General features: G+C 61.0%; 17 protein-coding genes. 6 read left to right on the plus strand and 11 right to left on the minus strand.

The window, feature by feature from the left end:
• Positions 1-237: 237 nt before the first annotated feature.
• From ACDZ94_RS12865 to ACDZ94_RS12900, 8 genes are all read right to left on the minus strand, one after another.
• Positions 238-1113, minus strand: coding sequence for a LysR substrate-binding domain-containing protein (locus tag ACDZ94_RS12865; RefSeq protein ID WP_432750235.1), 876 nt, complete (start codon positions 1111-1113; stop codon positions 238-240).
• Between the two features lie 136 nt (positions 1114-1249).
• Complete coding sequence (locus ACDZ94_RS12870) at positions 1250-2419, minus strand: hypothetical protein (protein WP_064452215.1); 1170 nt, start codon at positions 2417-2419, stop codon at positions 1250-1252.
• Between the two features lie 85 nt (positions 2420-2504).
• Complete coding sequence (locus ACDZ94_RS12875) at positions 2505-4142, minus strand: dipeptide ABC transporter ATP-binding protein (RefSeq protein ID WP_262667809.1); 1638 nt, start codon at positions 4140-4142, stop codon at positions 2505-2507.
• A 2-nt stretch (positions 4143-4144) separates the two neighbouring features.
• Entirely contained in the window at positions 4145-4981 is an 837-nt protein-coding gene (locus ACDZ94_RS12880; RefSeq protein WP_064452217.1) for an ABC transporter permease, read from the minus strand.
• On the minus strand, positions 4978-5931 hold the full coding sequence (locus ACDZ94_RS12885; RefSeq protein WP_221294621.1) for an ABC transporter permease: 954 nt from the start codon (positions 5929-5931) through the stop codon (positions 4978-4980). The genes ACDZ94_RS12880 and ACDZ94_RS12885 overlap by 4 nt, the downstream gene beginning before the upstream one ends.
• A 65-nt stretch (positions 5932-5996) precedes the next feature.
• Positions 5997-7631, minus strand: a complete 1635-nt coding sequence (locus ACDZ94_RS12890; protein ID WP_064452219.1) for an ABC transporter substrate-binding protein — start codon at positions 7629-7631, stop codon at positions 5997-5999.
• A 293-nt stretch (positions 7632-7924) separates the two neighbouring features.
• On the minus strand, positions 7925-9151 hold the full coding sequence (locus tag ACDZ94_RS12895) for a M24 family metallopeptidase (protein WP_221294622.1): 1227 nt from the start codon (positions 9149-9151) through the stop codon (positions 7925-7927).
• A 50-nt stretch (positions 9152-9201) separates the two neighbouring features.
• A complete protein-coding gene (locus ACDZ94_RS12900; RefSeq protein ID WP_064452221.1) occupies positions 9202-10083 on the minus strand; it encodes a HalD/BesD family halogenase in 882 nt (293 codons plus the stop codon).
• Positions 10084-10188: 105 nt separating this feature from the next.
• Here ACDZ94_RS12900 and ACDZ94_RS12905 point away from each other — a divergent pair, with 105 nt between their 5' ends.
• Positions 10189-11103, plus strand: a complete 915-nt coding sequence (locus ACDZ94_RS12905; protein WP_064452222.1) for a LysR family transcriptional regulator — start codon at positions 10189-10191, stop codon at positions 11101-11103.
• Here the strand turns inward: ACDZ94_RS12905 and ACDZ94_RS12910 are convergent.
• Positions 11041-12273 carry an MFS transporter gene (locus tag ACDZ94_RS12910; protein ID WP_432750236.1) on the minus strand — a complete coding sequence of 411 codons (1233 nt, stop codon included), beginning with the start codon at positions 12271-12273 and terminating at the stop codon, positions 11041-11043. The two genes, ACDZ94_RS12905 and ACDZ94_RS12910, sit on opposite strands and share 63 nt — an antisense overlap.
• A gap of 286 nt (positions 12274-12559) precedes the next feature.
• On the opposite strand from ACDZ94_RS12910, the gene ACDZ94_RS12915 reads away from it, so the two are divergent.
• The 5 genes from ACDZ94_RS12915 (at position 12560) to ACDZ94_RS12935 (ending at position 19330) form a co-directional block, all read left to right on the plus strand.
• On the plus strand, positions 12560-13492 hold the full coding sequence (locus ACDZ94_RS12915) for a LysR substrate-binding domain-containing protein (RefSeq protein ID WP_053256262.1): 933 nt from the start codon (positions 12560-12562) through the stop codon (positions 13490-13492).
• Positions 13493-13651: 159 nt separating this feature from the next.
• Positions 13652-15076, plus strand: a complete 1425-nt coding sequence (gene aldA, locus ACDZ94_RS12920; protein ID WP_407017301.1) for an aldehyde dehydrogenase — start codon at positions 13652-13654, stop codon at positions 15074-15076.
• A gap of 76 nt (positions 15077-15152) precedes the next feature.
• Positions 15153-16463 carry an MFS transporter gene (locus ACDZ94_RS12925; protein ID WP_064452225.1) on the plus strand — a complete coding sequence of 437 codons (1311 nt, stop codon included), beginning with the start codon at positions 15153-15155 and terminating at the stop codon, positions 16461-16463.
• A gap of 1 nt (position 16464) precedes the next feature.
• The gene (locus tag ACDZ94_RS12930) at positions 16465-17682 is read left to right on the plus strand and encodes a mandelate racemase/muconate lactonizing enzyme family protein (protein ID WP_432750237.1); all 1218 of its coding nucleotides are present in this window, start codon (positions 16465-16467) and stop codon (positions 17680-17682) included.
• 37 nt (positions 17683-17719) lie between these two features.
• Complete coding sequence (locus ACDZ94_RS12935; protein ID WP_064452227.1) at positions 17720-19330, plus strand: GMC family oxidoreductase; 1611 nt, start codon at positions 17720-17722, stop codon at positions 19328-19330.
• A gap of 22 nt (positions 19331-19352) precedes the next feature.
• Here ACDZ94_RS12935 and ACDZ94_RS12940 read toward each other — a convergent pair whose 3' ends face one another.
• Both ACDZ94_RS12940 and ACDZ94_RS12945 read right to left on the minus strand, forming a co-directional pair.
• Entirely contained in the window at positions 19353-20756 is a 1404-nt protein-coding gene (locus tag ACDZ94_RS12940; RefSeq protein WP_432750238.1) for a sodium:solute symporter family protein, read from the minus strand.
• Positions 20757-20861: 105 nt separating this feature from the next.
• Complete coding sequence (locus ACDZ94_RS12945) at positions 20862-21965, minus strand: DSD1 family PLP-dependent enzyme (protein ID WP_221294628.1); 1104 nt, start codon at positions 21963-21965, stop codon at positions 20862-20864.
• Positions 21966-22005: the final 40 nt, after the last annotated feature.

Consider the following 22005-nt stretch of genomic DNA (forward strand, 5'->3'; position numbering starts at 1 on the left):
TCAAAAGCAGAGCACGGCGGCCTGGTAGCCGACCTGAGTGGTTGAAGCAAAAGCAGGGCAAAAGCACAGCAGAAGCAGAGCTACTTTTCTGTGGGAGCTGGCTTGTCGGACCGCCGAACCGCTGCGATGCAGACACCTCGGGTACATCAGGCATAAGCAGTGGATGCCATTGCAGGCAGGCCAGCTTCCATGGAGCCCATAGCCGCCATTACCCAAACAATGGCTATGTAGTCGCTATCAAGGGTTACTCACTCGGTTCAACCACTCGGTAAACAACCGAACCTTGGATAACCCTTGCTTATCCGCCGCCACATCCAGCCAATAACCATACGGGCCGATCACTTCCATCGCGGTGATCGGCAATAAACTGCCAGTAGCCAGTTCGCGCTCGATCATTTGCCGGTCTATCACGGCCAGGCCGCCGCCAGCCAGGGCGGTGTGTATGACTTGGTCCAGGGTGCTGAATTCCAGGCCCTGGCCCGCGTCGATGTCGTCCCGGCCCATGGCGGCCAGCCAGTTTTCCCAGACCTTCAAGCGCTTGCCGTCGTGCAGGATGTGCAGCAATGGGAAACGCTGCAGGTTGGGCGGTTGGCCGTCGCTGAACAGCTCCGGGCTGGCCACGGCGATGTGGCGTTCCATCACCAGCAATTCACTGCGGCAATGCGGGTCTGGTTCAAGGCCGAAGCGAATTCGGCAGTCGATCTCTGCCAGGCTGTCATGGCTGTTCTGATGCGTGACGCTGAGGTTGATAGCCGGATAGCGCTCGCAAAAGCGTCGTAAGTGCGCCGACAGCCAGCGCGTGGCCCAGGTCGGCGGCGCGACGATGCGCAGGCGCTGGCGCAGGTTGGGTACGCGCACGGCTTGCAGGGCGCGTTCGATATGGTCGAAGGCGTCGCTCAGGTGCGGGGAGAGGGCGAAGCCGGCTTCGGTCAGGGACAGGCCCTGGGGCGTGCGGATGAAGAGGGCGACGCCGAGGTAGTCTTCCAATTGTTTGATCTGGCGGCTGACGGCGCCTTGGGTCACGTTAAGGCCCACGGCAGCCTGGCTGAAGCTGCGGTGGCGGGCGACTTCTTCGAAGATGCGCAGCATGTTGAGAGCGGGCAGTTGGCGCATGAAAGGACTTCCACACTGGTTGTTTTTATAGTGCCTGTAGCGGCCTCTTCGCGAGCAAGCCCGCTCCCACAGGAAGAATGCATTCCAACTGTGGGAGCGGGCTTGCTCGCGAAGGCTTCAGTGGTATCCCCTCCGATTAGAAGTAGTACCCAATGTTCATATACAGCTGATTCTCCCACTGGTTACTCCCACCCGCGCCCAAGCTCTCGGTATAGCTGCTGCCGCCGATATACGGATCGTTCTTGCCAATCAACCACTCCGTCGCGACCCACAACTTGCTCACCGAAAACGACGTGCCGAGGATCACCCGCTGTGAGGTCTTGAACTGACTCTCGGATTTATCAAACGCACTGTAGTTGGCATACAGCTTTACACCGCTGATCTGGTCAAACAGGTATTTGCCGCCCACGTCGTAGCTCAAATCCGCCACGTATAAATTACCCCGGCTGGCCACGTTGAACGTCCCGTCGTAGCCACCCAAGGTGACGACGCTATTGGTGCCCGGGTTGCGCGGTGACATTTGCTGGCGCGCCGCCTGCAATTGCACGCCCCATGGCCCGTTCTTGCCCAGGTAGTGGATTGCCACGGCGTTGCGGCGGCCGTCGTCGTTGGTGTCTTTGTTTTCCAGCGTGGAGGTCAGGCCGGAAAGCCCGACTTCGGATTTCCAGTTGCCCAGCTCCAGGGCCTTGGCCACGCGCACCACCACGGTGTTGCGCTCCTGGTTGTTGCTGCCGTCGCCCACGTAGCTGTCGGCTTCGGAGATCACGCTGGAGTAGGTCACGCCCTTGCTGGTGCCTTTGCCTTGCCAGGCCGGGCGCAGGTAGTAGCCGGCCTGGATATTCCAGTCGCCGCTTTGCTGGATGTATTTGGCACCGACCTGTTGCACGTCTTCCAGGCCGATGACGTTGCCCAGGGTTTCGTAGAAGGTGCTGCCAAAGTACGGCTGCAAACCAAACGGCACTGTGTTCAAGCCCACTTGCACCTGCTGGTTCGGGTTGAACTTGTAGCCGACCCACGCGAACTTGGCGAACTGAATATCGCCGTAGTTCTTGGTGTACTGGTACGGGTAGGAACGCCCGTAGAACCGGTACTGCGCCTCGCCGATCCAGGTGTCGGAGTTGTACTTGGCGCTGAGGAACGCCGTGTCGAGGCCGAACTTCTGGATGTCGCGATCCGGGTCATAGTCCCAGCGTGCACGCACGGCGCCGCCGAGGTCGAGGTTGTCGGTGACCTGGTAGGCCATGGCCGGTGCCGCAAGGGCGCCGAGCACAGGGACCAGGGCGATGTAACGTAGGGTTGGTCGCATGGTTTCGCTCTCATTATTGGTTATTTTTTGGCAACAGCAGCCCGTTGCCGCAGCGAACGCTGCGACGCAGGGAAAGGGTGACAACTCAGTGCGCTGCGGGGCGGATCAACCTCAACGACGGCCCGTCAGCCGGTAGTTGCGTCGCGCCCGGCGCAGCGGCAAGCAAGGCCTGGGTGTAGCTGTTCTGTGGTCTGAGCAATACCTGTTCGGCGCTGCCGTATTCCACCACTTCACCCTGGCGCATCACGGCGATGTGGTCGCTGATCTGCGCCGCCACGCGCAGGTCGTGGGTGATAAACAGGATGCTCAGGTTCAACTGCTGTTGCAGGTCGGCGAGCAGCTCCAGCACCTGTTTTTGCACCGACACATCCAGCGCCGAGACACTTTCATCGGCGATCAGCACTTCCGGGCGCATGGCCAGGGCGCGGGCGATGCCGATGCGCTGGCGCTGGCCACCGGAAAACTGGCGCGGCTTGCGCTTGAGCGCATCACGCTTGAGGCCGACCTGTTCGAGCAAGTCACCGGCCTCGGCCCAGGCATCCTTGGCCGACAACCCACGCAATTGCGCGGCGCGGGCGATGATGTCACCGACGCGGTGCCGTGGGTTGAGCGAGCCGTACGGGTCCTGGAAGATCATCTGGATACGCCGCCGATTGGCCGCCAGGGCCGAACCGCGCAAGGCCAGAAAATCAGTGTCGCCGACCCACACATGCCCGCTGTCGCTGTCGACCAGGCGAATGGCTGCTTTGACCAGGGTGCTTTTGCCCGAGCCGGACTCGCCGACAATCGCCAGTGTTTTGCCGCGTGGCAGGTTCAGCGACACGTTGCGCAGCGCCGCCACTGAGCTGCCGCCGACGTTGTAGGTCTTGGTCAGGTTTTCGATGCGCAACGCCAACTCGCCATCCGCGCTCGGCGTGTGCAATTCCGGGTGCAGCGCCGGCACTGCCGCGATCAGCTTGCGGGTGTAGGCGTGCGCCGGGGCATTCAGCACTTGGTCGCGCTCCCCGATTTCCACCAGGCGGCCGCCTTCCATGACGGCAATGCGGTCGGCAATTTGCGCCACCACGCCGAAGTCGTGGGTGATAAACAGAATGCCGTGCTGGCCACGCCCACGCAGCTCGCGCACCAGTTTCAAGACCTGGGCCTGGGTGGTTACGTCGAGTGCCGTGGTGGGCTCGTCGGCGATCAACAAGTCGGGGTTCATCGCCAACGCCATGGCAATCACCACGCGCTGGCACTGGCCGCCGGACAGTTGATGGGGAAAGCTGTTGGCAATGCGTGGCGGGTCGGGCAACTGGGTGGATTCGAGCAGCGCGAGCGTGCGTTCGCGACGTTCGCGCTGGGGCATTTGCGGGGCATGGATAGCGAAAATTTCTTCGACTTGCTTGCCGATCCGAATCGCCGGGTTCAGCGCCGCCATGGGCTCCTGGAAAATCATCGCAATGCGGTTGCCGCGCAGTTCGCGCAGGCGTTTTTCGTCCAGGCTGCAGATGTCGTCGCCGAGAAAGTCGATCACCCCACCGGCATGCCGCAGGCCTTTGGCGTAATCGCCCATAATCGCCGCCGACAGCACTGATTTACCCGAGCCGGATTCACCGATTACGCAGAGGATTTCGCCCTTGCGTACGTCCAGGCTGATGCCCTGCACGGCGTGGCTGCGGTCGGCGCCGGCGGGTAGTTCGATCGACAGGTTTTGCACCCGTAATACTGGTTGTGGGTTCATGCTCAATTCCTTGCGCCTTGCTGGGCGTTTTCATCCAGGCCGTCCGCCAGCAGGCTCAAGCCCAGCATCAGGGTGGAAATGGCAATGCACGGGAAGATCACCAGGTGCGGGAAGGCGATGGCCATGGCGCGGCCATCGTTGATCATGCCGCCCCAGTCCGGGGTCGGTGGCGGCAGGCCAAGGCCGAGAAAGCCCAGGGCGCCGATCATGATCGCGGTGTAGCCGATGCGCAGGCAGAAATCGACTATCAGCGGCCCGCCGCAGTTGGGCAGGATTTCCACCAGCATGATCCGCAGCGAACCCTCGCCCTGAGTGATTGCGCTGAGGACGTAGTCCCGCGAGCGGATGTCGATGGTCAGGGCACGCATGATGCGGAAAATCGCCGGGGCACTGGTGAAGGTCACCGCAATCAGGATATTCAGCGCCGACGCGCCGAGGGCGATGATGATCACGATGTACAACACCAGCACCGGGAACGACAGCACCGTGTCGGCCACATACGACAGCACGGCATCGACCCAGCCGTTGAAGTAACCGGCGCACAGGCCCATGGCGATGCCCACGGCGAACGCAGTGAGCGTGGCCAGGATCGACCAGAACAGCACGGTGCGGGTGCCCCAGATCAGCCGCGAGAGAATGTCGCGACCAATCATGTCGGTGCCCAGCAGGAAGCTTTGGCCGTTGTCGCCGCTCGTCAGCGGGGTCAGCAGTGGGGTAAAGCTTTCCAGCGGATCATGGGGCGCCAGCCACGGCGCAAAGAGCGCGACCAAGACCCAGCCGCCCACCAGCAGCAGGCCGAGCAACGCGAGGGGATGTTTGAAGGCGTGCAGGCGATTCATTGGGCACCTCCGCCGAGACTGCGCAGGGTGATGCGCGGGTTGAGCCAGGTGTAGGCCAGGTCCGAGAAAATCTTGGTGATGCCCACCACGACGGCACTGACCATGGCACAGGCTTCGATCAGGTACACGTCATGGTTCAGCGACGCGGTGTACAGCAACGAGCCGAAGCCCTTGTAGGCAAAGAACACCTCGACCACGATCACGTTGGACAGCAGCCACGGGATGTACAGCATGATCACCGTGATCGGGGCAATCAGCACATTGCGCAGGGCATGGCGCACGACGATGCGTGCGGTGGAGGCACCTTTGAGTCGCGCCGTGCGGATGTACGGCGATTGCATCACTTCCACCATCGACGCCCGGGTGATTCGCGCCAGGTAGCCGATGCCGAACAAGCACAACACCATCAGCGGCAGCACCAGTTCCACGGCGCTGAACCCGTCGCTCATGCTGCTGACACCCGGCAGCCAGTTGAGCCAGAACACAAAGATTGCCGAGACGAACACGGCACTGGCGAAATCGGGAATCGAGGTGGTGACAATCGACAGGAACGACACCAGGCGGTCGAGCGCCGAGCCCTGGCGAATGCCGGCGAGAATGCCCAGTGTCAATGCCACGGGCACCATCACCAGCAAGGCCAGCCCGGCAAGCGTCAGGGTTTGTGCCAGGTTCGGCAGCAGCAGCTTGATCACCGACTCACGAAAGTACACCGAGGTGCCCCAGTCGCCGCTGACAAAGTCCTTGAGCCACACCAGGTAGCGCCACACAAAAGGTTGGTTGTAGCCATGTTCCACCAGCCACGCCGCCCGCTGGTCTGCGGCGGAGTAGGGGCCAAGGACGTTGATGGCCACGTCTTCGATGTTCAGCTCCAGGGCCAGGAACACGATCAATGACACCGACAGCAGGGTCGCCACCAGCGCGAGTAATTTGCGCAATAGAAAATGAGCCATGGGTGCATGCTCCGACAAATATTGGGATGCCTGCCCGCTTGCGGGCAGGGCGTTTGCGCCTTAACTCAGGCGCTTAGCCACACGCTGCCCATGGGGTAGAAGTCGGAAGGGTGCACCTGGAAGCCCTGGACCTTTTTGCTCACGGCCGTGAACTTGTCGCCCCAGAACGGCTGCACGATCACGCAGGCGTCCTGCAGGATCTGCTCGACGCTTTGCATGGCCACGGCGCGTTGCTTGGGGTCGATGATGCCCATGGCTTTGTCCAGTGCGGCATCGAAGGCCGGGTCGCTGTAGTGGCTTTCATTCCAGGCGCCGCCGCCGCGGTAGGCCAACTCCAGGGACATCACGCCCAACGGGCGATGGGCCCAGTACGTGAGGCTGAACGCCGCTTTGTCCCAGATCGGCCAGTATTGGGCCGCCGGCACCACTTTGAGGTTGATGCGAATTCCGGCTTCCAGGCAATTTTGTTGCAGGATCTGCGCACAGTCCTGTTCGTAGCGGCCCTGGGTGTTGCCGACGATCAGGTCGATGTCGATGCCATTCGGGAAGCCGGCTTCGGCCAGCAATTTCTTGGCCGTCGCCACGTCGCGGTTGCGCTTGGGCAGCGGGAAGTATTCGGGATGGGAAGGCGCCACATGGTGGTCTTCGCCCAGGGTGCCCATGCCGCGGTAGGCGATCTTCAGCATCTGCGCGTTATCGGCGCACAGCACCACGGCCTTGCGGATGCGCAGGTCGGTGAATGGCTTTTGATCGCAGGCCATGCGCATCACCACGGTTTGCGCGGATTTGCAGGTGAGCAATTGCGCGCCGGGCAGGCGTTTGGCGAGGTCCAGCTCGGCCACGGTCACGCGGTACAGCACGTCCACTTGGCCGGCTTGCAAGGCGGCGAGGTGGGTGGACACGTCGGTGCCCATGTCGATGTAGCGCAGCTCGTCGAGGTTGGCGGGCTTGCCCCAGTAATCGGCGCGTTTGGCGAACGTCGCCTGTTTGTTCACCGCGAACGCGACCAGCTTGAACGGCCCGGTGGCCAGCGGGTTTTTCGCCCAGTCATCACCGGCTTTGAAGCTGCGGTGCACGATGGCGCAGGTGAATGCGTTGAGCATCTCCGGGATCGCCAGCATCGGCCGCTTGAGCTGCAGGCGGAACTGGTAGTCGCTGACTTTTTCGAAGGCCTTGATGTCCTGGAAGGCGGTGCGGTTGACCGACTTGGAGTCAGCGGCAATCCAGCGCTCGATGTTGTGCTGCACGTCGTCGACGTTGAAGCTGTCGCCGTTGCTCCACTTCACGTCCTGGCGCAGGTTGAAGGTCCAGGTGGTGAGGTCGTCGGAGGGGCTCCAGCTTTCGGCGAGGTAGGGGTGAGTGATGTTATCGGCGTCGACCCAGGTCAGGTATTCCAGCGAGTTGCGCAGCAGGTTCGAGGCTTCGATCCAGGTGATCAGCATCGGGTCCTGGATTTCCTGAATCGCACAGGCAAAGCGCAGGCTGCCGCCTTGGCGGGCGGGTGTGCCGTCGGCGGCCTGGGCGTCGTTGCCGAGCAAGGCCGAGCCGATAAAGCTACTGGCGCTGGCCACGGTGATGCCCAGCAGGGCGGCGGTGCGCAGGAATTGGCGGCGGTTGATCTCGCCACGTTGGACTTGGGAACACAGGTCATTTACGGCTGGATGCGGCGCGGCGCCGTCCAGGGTAGTCAACTCTTTCATAAGCCTCTCCGGTACTTGCGAATATGCGTTTTTGTTGAACCGCAAGGGTCAGTGGCAAGCGCCGCCAATGCGCAGCACGGACCGCTGTGAAACCGGCAGAAGAACAAGGCGCAACGAAGTCAGGAGGCGGGCAATGGGACAGGACATAGGGCAGCTCTCATGTTGTTTTTATTAGAGATGCCCGCAGTTTTGTCATTTGCGCAAAGATCGACAAACGACAAATTCTGCGATGTAACGTTCTATAAATGCATGTTACAGGTCCTGCCCAGGCCCACCTGTCACGCTAGACGCGTTTAGCGTGGCAACAGGCGCGGGTCGAACGGGTAATCGGAGAGCAACTCGATGCCGTGTTCGTGGATATAGATCTGTTCTTCAAGCTTCACGCCTTCGCCGCCGTCGTCGTGGCCGATGTAGCTTTCCACACAGATGGTCATGCCGGCCTCGAACACGCCGTCGTAACCCAGCGCGTCAATGTCTTCGCGGTGCACCACGTAAGGGTATTCACCGGTCATGCCAACCCCGTGCACCAGGGCGAAGTAGCGGTTGTTTTTGTAATGCTCGGGAATCTTCCAGGCCATCTCGGCGTATTCCTTGAAGCTGCGCCCGGCCTTGAGCATTTCGACGTTGGTTTGCACTTGCTCATAGGCGAGTTTGTACAGCTCTTGCTGCTTGGTGGTGGCGGCCTGGTCGCCGCACAGGAAGGTGCGCGAAAAGTCCGCGTAGTAGCCGAAGCGGCCGACCACATCGGTATCCAGGGCGACCAGATCACCGGCTTCGATCGGCCGCGTGCTGCATTCCTGGAACCAGGGGTTGGTGCGTGGCCCGGAGGAGAGCAGGCGGGTCTCGACGTAGTCGCCGTCGGTGGCGATCACATGCTGGTGCAGGTGCGACCACAGCTGGTTCTCGGTGATGCCGGGCGTCAGTTTGCTTTCCATCAACCGCACCCCGGCCTCGGTAGCACGCAGGCTGGCGCGGATCATCTTCAGCTCATTGGGCACCTTGATGCAGCGCGCACGCTCCAGCGGTTCCTGGGCGTCAAACACCTGGTAGCCGAGCTTTTGCAATTCGAAGGCCGCCGCCGACGTGGCGCTTTCAATCGCGATGCGTTTTCCGCCACCGCACTTGCGCACCAACTCGTCAATCTCGGCGGCCCAGTCGGCAGTGACGTTGCCGAGAAAACTTTCACAGAAGTAATAGGAGATCGCCTTGGCCGGGCGCACTTCATCCACGGTATTGAGGGTTTCGGCCAAGTGCAGGCAGCCGCCGAACTCGAAGATCACCACCGGGCCTTCCGCCGGGATAAAAGCATAGCGCGCCGGGTTACGCGCCGAGTACACCTGCATATTGCGTGAGCCGGTGGCATAACGCATGTGGGTAGGATCGAACAGCACACAGGCGGCGTAGTCACGTTTTTTCAGTTCGTTGCGCACCCGTTGCAGACGGTCCAGTTGGATCTGCTGGATTTCGTCATAGGTGGGTTCACAGTCGGCGGGGTTGCGGTTCGGGCCGGACAGACTCATGGGGTGTTCCTCGCAGGGCAAATACGGTTTTTAAGTTTTTTGGGGGCGAATCAGTCGAGCAACTGGTCGCTGCGCACCAGGTTGCGTTCGGCTTGCAGGTGGGCTTCGGACAGGCGTCCGTAAAGCTGTTTGGTGCGTTGCGCGCGGCCGATAATTCCGGGCTTTTCCGAGTAGGCGAAGATCGCCGTATTGCGCTCGGTGGCGCCTTCGACGCGGGTGACCCGGTGTACGGAGAAACGGCCCTTGAAGATCTGCAGGTCACCGGGGTTGAGCGCCAGGTCCTTGACCCGCGAACGGTCCTCGCCGCGTACTACTTTGCCGACGGCACCGAGGTTTTCCTGGCTGCGCGAGCGGATCATCGGCGCGTATTCGAACAGGCCGCCGGCCTCGGGCTTCTGGGTCATCATGCTGACGATGAATTCGTTGGTGTCGAAGTGCCAAGGCTGCTCGGTGCCTTCGGGCATCACGTTGATGACCAGCCCGGCGAAGGGGTCGGCGTATTCGAAAATCTCCGGTTCGTCGAGGCAGGCGCCGATAAAGCGTTTCATCATTGGCGAGACATACAGCCGGTGGATGATTGCGTCGGGGGCGATCATGTCGCGGGTCACAAAGCCGCTGGTGCGCTCCATGAACGTGCGGCGCGGGTCATCCTGGGGCAGGCTGGCGTCGTCCTCGGTGAAGTAGGCGTTGACCTTGCGCACCGAATAAAACGTTTTGCCCGACAGTGCCTGGCCTTCCAGGCGCGCCTGTTCCAGCACTTCGGGGCGCAGGAAGTTCTTTAGCAGGCAGCAACCGTCCTCGGCCAATTCGGCGCGGGCATGTTCAATTAATGCCTGTAATTGAACATGGCCCGAATCATGTATGGGGTACAGCGCGGTATTAATGATGTCGCTGATATCACCGGTTTCGGCATCGGCAAGTTTAAGACTCATACACGGCTCCTGAAGTAGGCTGTTGTGTTGAGTGGATAGTTGCGTAAAGCGATTTGAAGTGGAAATTACAAGTTGTGATCGAATCCATCGGCAGGGGCGATAGTGATGTCAGGCGAACTGGATGGCAGCTTACTTAAAGTGTTTGTGGCAATTATCGAGTGCCAGGGCTTTTCGGCCGCGGCCGAGCGCCTGCATAAAACCCAGTCCACCGTCAGCCAGAGCTTGCAGCGGCTGGAGGAGATTGTTGGCACGCCGCTGATCCATCGCACCAGCCGCTCCATCGGCCTCACCCCGAGTGGGGAGACCTTTCTGATTTACGCCCGGCAAATCCTCAAGCTGCACCACGAGGCGGTGGCTGCGGCGCAATTGCCCAATGAGCAGGTGTGTATCCACCTGGGCATGCCGGAGGACTACGCCGAATATTGCCTGGGCGGCATGCTCAAGGACTTCCAGGCGCAGTTTGCCCAAGTGCGCCCGGACATCTGCTGCGAGATGTCCACCGCGCTGGTCAGCCGGTTGCACCGCGGCGAGTTGGACCTGGTGTTGGGCGTCGAACATGCCGGCCTGCAGCCCGGTGAATACCTGTGCGACGAGCCGCTGGTGTGGGTGGCGGCGCCGAGCTGGAGTGCCGTGGGGCGCCAGTCGGTGCCGCTGGCCGTGTACGCCGAGGGCTGTGCGTTCCGTGCCAATGCCGTGCAGGCGCTGGCCCAGGCCGGGCGTTCATGGCAGGTGGTGTACACCAGTCAGAGCCCACGCGGAATCGCGATTGCGATTGAGCAGGGTCTGTCGGTTGGGGTGATGGCGCGGCGCCTGGTGCCGGCTGGCTGGCAGATTCTGGATGAGCGCCAAGGCTTCCCGCCGATTGCGCCGGCCCGCCTGATGTTCTGGCGCACAGCCGGTTGCCAGGTGCCGGAAGTGGAGGCGCTGGTAGAGATTTTGCAGCGCCAGTTGGGGCGTTCAGGGTACCTGGACAGGCCGCGCAGCGTCAGTCGCTCGCCGAGCCATGCGTTTGAGCAATAACAGGCCAGCGAGCACCCAGCCGACGATCCAGGCATGCACCCCGGCAAATTCGCCGCTGGCCTGCAACAGCCAGCCGCACAACCCATTGGCCGAGGCGCTGGCCAAGCCATAGCTGACCATGCTCAGGCTCACCACTTGCAGGCTGTGCACCGGGTTGAGACGTGCGCTGAGGTAGGCCGCCATCAAGCCCCACGAGGGGAAATAAAATACTGCAAACAACCCGGCGGCCAGCCAGCTCAACAACAGGCTGGGATGCCACAGCAGGCCAATCATCGCGAGGCCGAAAGCGCCGATGCTCAGCGCCAGCACCCGCAACGCACCCCAGCGATCCGCCAGCGTGCCCAACAGCAGGCCGCCGATTACGCCGCCGATGCCGATCAGCGTCCACATTGAGCCGGTCACTGCTGCGCCGGCGTGCAGGCGATCGCTGACAAATGCCGACAAAAAATTAAGAAACGGCCCACTGATTGCGCCGATAAACCCGCTGAGCAAGACAATCTGCATTGCCACAGGGTGTTCCAGGCACACGTTCAGCCACTGCTTCAGCACTTGATTGAACGCGGGCGGCCGGCTGGAGCGAGGCGCTTGTTCGGCGTAGGGAGCCAGGGCCCACAGCGTCAGCAGCGTGACCAGCAGCGTTAGGCCTGCGCAGATCAGCCAGAACTGGCGTAACGACAACCCCTGTAGCCAGGTGATCAGCAACCCGTTCAGGCAAATCGCAAAGGCCGCCCCCGAAGACGCCAGCCCCAGCACGCGACTGCGGTGGCTGGCCGGGATGACCTCGCGGGCGAGTGCCGCAATCGCGTTCCAGTTCGACACCGCACACGCCGACACCAGCGCCAGGCACAGGGCAAAGGGCAGCACCCAGGGTGTGGCGACCGCCAGGGCCAGCAACACCGGGCTCAGCACCATGGTCAGGCGCACCATAGTGCGTGGAGTGACCCACGTCGCGGCAATGCCGCTGGCAATGGATGCCCCCATATAAAACAGCTGCAGCAAGGCGGCAATCAGCGCCGCCTGGCTGTAGCTCAGTTCAAATACCTGGCGAATCTGCGGCAATAAAGCGGAATACAGAAAAATACTGAAACCGTGGGTGGTGGCGTTGCAGGCGGTGAAGACCAGTGCCAACAGCGCAATACTTCGCCGCGATGAAACAGGCGTACTCGACATGGCGCGGCCCTGATTTAAATGATGAGTCAGGCAGTGGGTTAGTTGTTGCAGAGACTAACTTTTGTGGTGAGTGGGCGACCAATGCTTAATTGTCTTAGTGTGCATGCGTCCTACGCGTGCTATTTATTCGTCAACGACGTATTCAGGTTAAAAACGACGCTGCTGGCATTAACCGAGTTTTTCTTCGGCCGCAGAGGGTGCTACCCCAGGTTCAATACAAAAAGGTATGTTGTGTGCAGCATTGCTCTGCTCAATCTTCCTTGTCCGCTGCTGTCGAGTGCCCTCCATGAAACGCAAAATGCCTGGTCTCAATGCCCTCAAAGCCTTCGAAGTTGCCGGCAGCACCGGCAGTTTTACCCGGGCTGCCGAGCTGTTGAACGTGACCCAAAGTGCGGTCAGTCGCCAGGTCCGCCAGCTTGAGGAACAACTGGGGGAGCACCTGCTGGAGCGGCGTCACCACCATTTGGAACTGACCAGTGCCGGGCGTGTGTTGTTGCGGGCGTTGCATCAGTCTTTTGACAAGATCGAGCTGACGGTGCGCAGCATTCAGCAGAAAACCCATTCCAACCGACTGCACCTCCACGCGCCGCCGACCTTTACCAGCCGCTGGTTGATGCCGCGCCTGGGAAGGCTGCGCGAGCAACACCCGGAGTTGGAGTTGAGCATCACCACCTGCATGCAGGACACCCTGGCGCAGACCAGCACCCTCGACTGTGCGATTCGTTTTGGCAATGGTGAGTGGGATGGGCTGGACAGCTCGCTGTTGTTCCAGGAGCGGCATATCGCCGTGTGCACACCGTCGTTGTTCGCCCGCGAAGGTGGCGGGGACGGTATCGACTTGAATCGGATGACGTTGCTGCATGTGTTGGCGAGTGAAGATCAGCGTTATCTCACATGGAAGCATTGGCTGGATGCGGCGCGGATTACCGGAGTGGATACCCAGGGCGGTTATGAGTTTGATTTGCTCAACCTGGCGATACAGGCGGCGGTCGATGGGTTGGGGATTACCATTGCGGACTGGCATATGGTTGCGTCGGAGTTGGCCAGTGGGCAGTTGACGCAGGTGTTGAATGTGCATGTGGAAGGGCATCAGTCCTACTGGCTGGTGACCCGGCCGGAGCAGACGGATATGCCACAGTTGCAGGTGTTTGGGCGCTGGCTGCAGGAGGAAATCTGGTTGGCGCAGCGGCAGTTGGAGCCTTCTACGGCGGCGGGGTGAGTTTGAGTACCTATCCGTTACCGCAGTAACGGATAGGTACTCGAACACCCGTAACCTTCATTTTCCTCACGTTACCCCACCCAATAAGTCGTTTGCACACCCCCCAAGCAAATACAAAACTGCATGTCACTCGCAAAACAACAACGTTGGGCAAACCACATGCAATTCGAGCGCAATTTCTATAACGGTCAGTTCGTCGAGCCCGCCAGCGACGCCCTGATCGCCGTTTACAACCCTGCCAATGAATCCCTGGTCGGCCACGTCAGCGCCGCCACCGCCGATGAGGCCATTGCCGCCGTCGACGCCGCCGCCATCGCCCAAAAAACCTGGGGCAAGCTCACCAGCATCGAACGCGCCGAACACTTGCGTGCCTTTGCCGACGCCCTGGACGGCCACGCCGAAGCCATCGGCACGGCCCTGGCCCGCGAGTCCGGCAAGAGCGTCAGCGATGCCAGCAACGAAGCACGCTACGCCGCGCAAATTACCCGTTACCACGCCGAATGGGCGCGCCGTATCGAAGGCGAAATCATCCCCAGCGACACGCCGGATGAAAACCTGTTCCTGCAACGCGAGCCGATTGGCGTCGTGGCCTGCCTGATCCCGTTCAACTACCCGGTCTACACCTTGCTGCGCAAGGTCGCCCCGGCGCTGATCGCCGGTAATACCGTGGTGGTGCGCCCCAGCAATAACACGCCGTTGTCCGCGTTTGAGATCGCCAAGGCCGTGGTCACCGCCGGGATTCCGGCCGGCGTCATCAACATCCTGACCATGGACCATGCCACCGCTGCCAGTGTCTGCACGCATAAAGCGGTCGGCCTGATTACCCTTACCGGCAGCGTGAATGCCGGGCGTATCGTGCTTGATTACTGCAAGGCCAATATCGCCAAGCCGTCCCTGGAACTGGGCGGCAAGACTCCGGCGATCATCGAGGCCGATGCCGACCTGGAAAAGGCTGCCAGCGCCATCATCGGCTCCAAGACTACCCACTGCGGCCAACTGTGCACGGCGGTAGAGCGGGTGTATGTGCACGAAAGCGTCTACGACCGCTTCCTCGCCTTGCTGAAAACCAGGATCAGCGCCGTCAAGTTCGGCGACCGGGCCAACGATGAAAGCTTGATGGGCCCGCTGGTCAACGCCAGTTCACAAAAGAATATCCATGCCATGGTCGAGCGCGCCGTCGCCGCGGGTGCTGTACTGGAAACAGGCGGCGTGCTGCCCGAGGGCCCCGGCCATTTCTACCCGCCGACCTTGCTCAGCGGCTGCCGCCAGGACATGGAAATCATCCAGGAAGAAATTTTCGGCCCCGTGCTGCCGGTGCTCAAGTACCGCGACATTGACGAAGCACTGGCCATGGCCAACGACCACCAGTTCGGCCTGTCGTCGGTGCTCTATACCGAGAACTACCGCACGGCGATGAAAGTGGCGAACGCCATTGAAGCCGGCGAGTTGTACGTCAATCGCACCCCGGCGGACCCGTATCAGGGCTTTCACGCCGGTTGGAAACGCTCAGGGCTGGGCGGCGATGACGGCAAGCACGGAATGCTGGAATTCACCCAGACCCGTCTGGTGGTCATGAAGTACTGATTCACGCATACCGGCTGCACCTTCAATAAAAACAATTATGAGGGCACCTGCACAGTGGGTGCCCGAGGTCATCAAGATGTCCAAGCCTGCACCCGTTGCCCAGGGTCTCGATGCCGTGTCCGCGGCAAAAAGCGACACCGCCAGTCGCTATTTCCAATTGCTCTTGCTGGTATTGGCCGCCGGGGCGATTTACCCGATCCTCTACCTGCGCCAGGTCTACCAGACCACCATGCTCGACGTGTTCCAGATCAACCACAGTGAACTGGGCTACTTGTACTCCATGCTCGGCACCGTCTTTTTGCTCAGCTACCTGCCCAGCGGTTGGCTGGCCGACCGTTTGCCGCCGCGCTTTTTGATCTTTTTCTCGCTGGTCGCCACCGGCGCCCTGGGCCTGTGGTATTCGACGGTGCCGTCGATGACCGGCCTGATGATTATCTTCGGTTGCTGGGGGCTCACCACCGGCCTGACCTTCTGGGCCTCGGTGCTCAAGCGCGTAAAGATGATCGCCCACCCTACCGAGCAGGGGCGTTTCTTCGGGATACTCGATGGCGGTCGCGGCCTGGTTGAAGCGTTATTGGCAACCGTGGCCCTCGGTCTGTTCGCCTATGCCACTGAAACCCGCAGCCAGTCGGCGGCCGAAGGTTTCAAACAGGTGGTCTACCTGTATTCGTTCATCTGCATCGCCATCGGCTGCGGGCTGGTGTTGCTCAAGGACCCCAAGTCCATGGCCGAAACGTCGGCGGTGGAGAAGGGTAAGTTCAACCTGATTGCCGACCTCACGACTCTGGTGAAGATCCCCGAACTGTGGCTGGTGACCGCCATCGTGTTCTGCGGTTATCACATGTTCTGGGCCACCTACAGCTTCTCCGATTACCTGCAAGGCAGCGGCATGACCGCCGTCATGGCCGGCACCATCACCACCATCAAACTGTGGATGCGCCCCATCGGCGGCATTGGCGGCGGTTGGTTGGGGGACAAGTTCTCGAATATTTCGGTGCTGATCGTCGCGCTGGTGCTGGTGACCCTGGCCATGGTCGGGCTGATTGTGTTCCCGGCGCTCAATAGCCTCGGGCTGCTGATCGGCACGGTGATCTTCATCGGCCTGATGACGTATGCGATTCGCGGCCTGTACTGGGCGATCCTCGACAGTTGCGACATCCCGCTGCGCATCACTGGCCTGGCCATCGGCATTGTCTCGGTAGTGGGTTACCTGCCCGACACCTTTATCCCGCTGATCAATGGCTACCTGACCGACACCTACCCAGGCAAGGCCGGTTACAACCTGTACTTCGGCTACATCGCTTTTGTCGGCGTGCTCGGGACCCTGGCGGCCCTGACCCTGCGCGCTCGAATCAACCGTAAAAAATTCAACCAGACAGGTGCCTGAGATGAAAATCGTCGCCCTTGAAACCCATATCGTCGCCGTTCCACCGCCGCACATTGGTGGGATGTACTGGCTGTTCGTCAAACTCAAGACCGACTGCGGCATCGAAGGTGTCGGTGAGATCTACGCCGCCACCTTTGGCCCCAAGGCCATGCTGCCGATCATCGAGGATGTGTTTGAGCGCTACCTGCTCAACCACGACCCGCACCATATCGAGCGCTTTTTCCGCCAGGCCTATTCCAGCGGTTTCACCCAACGCCCGGACTTGACCATGATGGGTGTGGTCAGCGGCCTGGAAATGGCCTGCTGGGACATCATCGGCAAGGCGGCCAACAAGCCGGTCTACGAATTGCTCGGCGGCAAGGTCAACGAGCGCCTGCGTTCCTACACCTACCTGTACCCGGTCAACAGCCAGGGCGAGTATGACTACGACGACCCGGACCTGGCGGCCGAGTGCGCCGTCGAGAACATGAACAAGGGCTTCACCGCGGTGAAATTCGACCCGGCGGGGCCGTACACCGCGTACTCCGGCCACCAGATTTCCCTGGAGGTGCTGGAACGCTGCGAGACCTTCTGCCGCAAGATCCGCGAGGCGGTAGGCGACAAGTGCGACCTGCTGTTCGGCACCCACGGGCAGATGGTGCCATCGTCGGCGATCCGCCTGGCCAAGCGCCTGGAGAAATACGACCCGCTCTGGTTCGAAGAGCCGGTACCGCCTGGCCAGGAAGAGGCCATGGCCCAAGTGGCGGCCAAGACCAGTATCCCGATCGCCACGGGCGAACGGCTGACCACCAAGTATGAATTCTTCAAGCTGCTACAAGCTGGCGGCGCGTCGATCCTGCAGATGAACGTGGCGCGCTGCGGCGGGCTGCTGGAGGCGAAGAAAATCGCGAGCATGGCCGAGGCCTACTACGCGCAGATCGCGCCCCATCTGTACAACGGGCCGATTGGCGCGGCGGCGAGTTTCCAGCTGGCCACCTGCACGCCGAACTTCCTGATTCAGGAAAGCATCATGACCTGGGGCGGTTTCCATGCCGAAATCCTGACCAAGCCACTGCAATGGGAGGACGGCTACATCATTCCGTCCACTGAGCCGGGCCTGGGGGTGGAGCTGAACATGGACGTGGTGCGCAAGCACACGCCCTATACCGGCGAGCGCCTGCACCTGCAAATGGCTGCCACACCGGCTGACGTCAAAGACACCTCGCCGGCCAAAGGCTGAGCCAGGCACTTCACTACGGATAACGCGGTAATTGTGCATGACATATGACTACATCATCGCCGGCGCCGGCGCCGCAGGGTGCGTACTGGCTAACCGGTTGTCCGCCTCGGGCGAATACTCCGTGTTACTGCTGGAAGCCGGCGGCAAAGACAGTTCCTGGTGGTTCAAGATCCCGGTCGGTTTCGCCAAGATGTATTACAACCCGACCTTCAACTGGATGTACTACAGCCAGCCGCAAAAGCAGCTGGCAGGCCGTGAAATCTACGCGCCACGGGGCAAAGTGCAGGGGGGCTCGGGCTCGATCAATGCGATGATCTATGTGCGCGGCCAGGCCCATGACTTCAATGACTGGGCCGCCAACGGCAACGATGGCTGGGGCTTTGCAGACGTGCTGCCGTACTTTCGCAAGCTGGAAAACCACCCGTTGGGCGACACCGAGTACCACGGCGGCAGTGGCCCCATCAGCATCACGCCGATGAAGGGCCAGACCCACCCGATCTGTGACGTGTTTCTCAAGGGCTGCGAGCAACTCGGCTACGCCCATAGCGACGACTTCAACGGCCCGAATTTCGAAGGCGCCGGGCTGTATGACGTCAACACCCGCAAGGGCGAGCGCTGCTCCAGCAGCTTTGCCCATTTGCACCCGGCCCTCAGTCGCTCGAACCTGACCGTGGAATTGCATGCGCTGGTTGATCGCGTGCTGTTCGACGACCAGCAACGCGCCACCGGCATTGCTGTCACCCAGCACGGCGTGGTCCGTACCTTCACCGCGCGCAAGGAAGTGATCCTGTGCGCCGGTGCGGTGGACACGCCCAAGATCCTGCAACTGTCGGGTGTGGCTGACCAGCAATTGCTGGCCGAGCACGCTATCCCGCTGGTCAAGCACCTGCCGGCCGTGGGCGATAACCTGCAAGACCACCTGTGCGCCAGCTACTACTACAAGGCCAATATCCCGACGCTGAACGACGAACTCAGCTCGCTGTTCGGCCAGTTGAAACTCGGTCTCAAGTACCTGTTTACGCGCAAAGGTGCGTTGGCCATGAGCGTCAACCAGGCGGGTGGTTTCTTTCGCGGCAACGACGCGCAGAAAGACCCGAACCTGCAGCTGTATTTCAACCCGCTGTCGTACCAGATTCCAAAAAACAACAAGGCCAGCCTCAAGCCCGAGCCTTATTCCGGCTTCCTGCTGTGCTTCAACCCGTGCCGCCCGACCAGCCGTGGCACCATCCGCATCGCCTCGAAAAACCCGCGGGACGCGGCGCTGATCGACCCCAATTACCTGAGCACCCAAAAGGACATCGACGAGGTGATCCAGGGCAGCCGGTTGATGCGCAAGATCATGCAGGCACCGGCGCTCAAGGGCATCACCGTGGCCGAAGTATTACCGGGCGCGGCTGTGCAGACCGATGAGCAGATGCTGCAATACTTCCGTGAAAACAGCGGCTCGATCTACCACCTGTGCGGCTCCTGCGCCATGGGCTCGGACCCGCAGGTCTCGGTGGTGGACAAACGCTTGAAGGTGCATGGGCTGGACGGATTGCGGATTGTCGATGCGTCGATCTTTCCGAATGTGACGTCGGGCAATACCCATGCAGCAGTGTTGATGGTGGCGGAGAAGGGCGCCGACCTGATTTTGCAGGACGCTTGATCGTGCCAGCGGCCACAAGGGTTTACTGCGCCTGGGAAACCGGGTGCAGCGAGGGGGTGTTGCGTCGGGTGATATGGCTGATCCCCATAATCACCAACGGCGTAAACAGCGCCACATACGCGTTATCAATCCCCCAAGGGTTACCCGCCAGAAACCAGCCTACCGTCGCCAGGAGTGACGCAATAATGCTCAGGAATGCGCCGGTCGCGGTGCCGAAGCGTGGCGCGTAGAACACCAGCAATACCAGGACCGCCAACGACGCTCGCAGGGCTTTGCCGAGAAAAGCGATCATCAGCACTTTGTCCGAGGTGAGTGCCAACGCAATGGGCAGCAGGCCAACAGCAATAGTCGCCAGACGCACGAAGCGCAGGTTCTTGGCGTCACTTTTTTCCGGGTTGAACCACGGCTCGTAGAAGTCCCGCAGCAGCAACGTGGCCGAGCCCATGCTCACCGCCGATATCGTGCCGAACAGCGAGCCGGCCAGGCCCGCAACGACTAATCCGGCGGTCAATTGATCCATGCTCGCGATTAGGCTGGGAAAGGCTTGCAGCGAATCCACCTGAGGAAACAACACGGCGCTGCACATGCCGATCAATGCCGCGCCGATGCCAAACGGCACCATCAACACCGCTACGTAGAAGCACGCACGCTGGGCCTTGCCCGCATGGCTGACGGTGTTCACTGCCTGGATCACGTACTGGGTGGAGAAGATCGAACCGATCCCGGCGATCATCCACGCAATAATCTGGCCCCAGCCGACGGTGGTCCAGTTGAACATGCTCGCGGGCAATTGCGCCTGTAACTGGCCGATGCCGCCGACTTGCTTGAGACCGAACCACAACGCCAGGCCGACACCCAGGTACTTCAACGCTGCGTGCACAAAGTTGGTGTAGATCACCGAGCGCATGCCGCCGATGCTTACATACATCACTGACACTACGCCGACAATGACGATGGCCAGTGTGCGGTCCACTTGCATCACGCTGGCCAACACCGCTCCGCCGCTGGCGTAGATGGACACCGCGACGATCTCCAGCGCGAAAATGGTAATGATGGAGGTCGCGAAGCGCGTGCGCTGGCCGTAGTTGCGCGAGAGCACGCCGGAGATGGTGTTGTCGCCCAGCTCCTTATATTTGCGCGCCAACAGCCAGGCGAACAGCACAAAGCCCAGGGCCAGGGCGAACAGGTTCCACGCAGCCGAGAGGCCGACTTTGAACCCGGTCTGCGCGGTGCCGATGCTGACTGCCGTGCCGATGAATTCAGAGAGCATCAGGAAGCCAATCAGGAATGCGGGGAAGTGCCCACCGCCGGTGGTGTAGTTGGTGGCGCTGCGCGAATGCCGACGTACCCCGTAGCTGATCAGCGCAAGGCTAACCATGTACAGGCCGGTGATGGACAGGACAATCCAGGAGGAATGGATTTGCATCTTTATACTCTTTAGGTATTTTTATAGTTGGCGCTAGTTTCCTCCCTCGTTTTTGTTTGCGTCTAATATCAAGTGAGTATGGTTTGATACTCGCTGGGTATTTATCTACCAGCCGCGCAACCGCTCCCAGACGTGCACTTCACCGTTATCCAGAATCGCGTGGTAGCGACCAAACTGCGCCCCTGTGGCACACGCATGGTTGGGCAGGATGCGCAGGCGGGTGCCGAGCGGGAACTGTGCGACGACGTCCATGCCGCTGTCTTCGAACCGCGCCACACCATGTTCCTGATTGGCACTGCTCAACAACAAGCCTGCGATGGGCTCACCGTGTTCATCACACACCTGGCCATAGCCGAAATCGCGTTTCTGCGATTGGGTGCCGCGATCCCGGCTCATGGCCATCCAGCCGGCGTCGGTGATGATCCAGCCTTTTTCCGCTTGATGGCCGATCACCGTAGTCAGCACGCTCAAGGCCAGTTCCTCGGTGCGGCACACGCCGATGTTGTGCATCACCAGGTCGAAAAACGCATACACCCCGGCGCGCAGTTCGGTAACGCCGTCCAGATTCATTGCCGACAATGCGGTCGGTGTGGAACCGACGCTGACCTGCACGCAGGGCAAGCCCGCCGCTCGAATCCGCTCGGCCGCTTCAACACAGCGCGCACGTTCCTGCTCGGCAATGGCCTGCAAGGCCTCGGGCGTATCCAGCCCGTAGCTTTCACCGGCGTGAGTCAGCACGCCGGTGAGTGTGTTGCCGAGCAGGTGCGCGATTTCCAGCAGTAAGGGCTCCTGCGGCTTGACCCCGGAGCGGTGGCCGTCGCAGTCGATCTCGATCATGACGGCAAAGGCTTCACCGTGCTCTCGGCCGAAATCAACAATCGCCCGGGCACCGGCGAGGCTGTCGGTGATCAGCGTCAGCGCACAACCCTGACGACGCAGTGCCAGCGCTTGAGGCAGTTTGTGTGGCGCCATCGCCACTGCATAGAGAATGTCGTGGAGGCCCAGTTCGAAGAAATACTCGGCTTCTTTCAGCGTCGAAACGGTGATGCCGTGAGCACCAGCGGCGATCTGTGCGGCCACCACTTCGGCGCATTTGTGGGTTTTGACGTGGGGGCGCAAGTGCACGCCCAGGCTGTCGGCGCGCTGTTGCATGCGCTGGATATTGCGCTGCATTTTCAGCGTATCAATCAATGCGGCAGGGGTGTCCATGGTTCAAGCTCCACAATGAGGGACAGCGGCCAAATTGACG

This window comes from Pseudomonas sp. UBT (genome assembly GCF_050915955.1).
Taxonomy (GTDB): domain Bacteria; phylum Pseudomonadota; class Gammaproteobacteria; order Pseudomonadales; family Pseudomonadaceae; genus Aquipseudomonas; species Aquipseudomonas antarctica_A.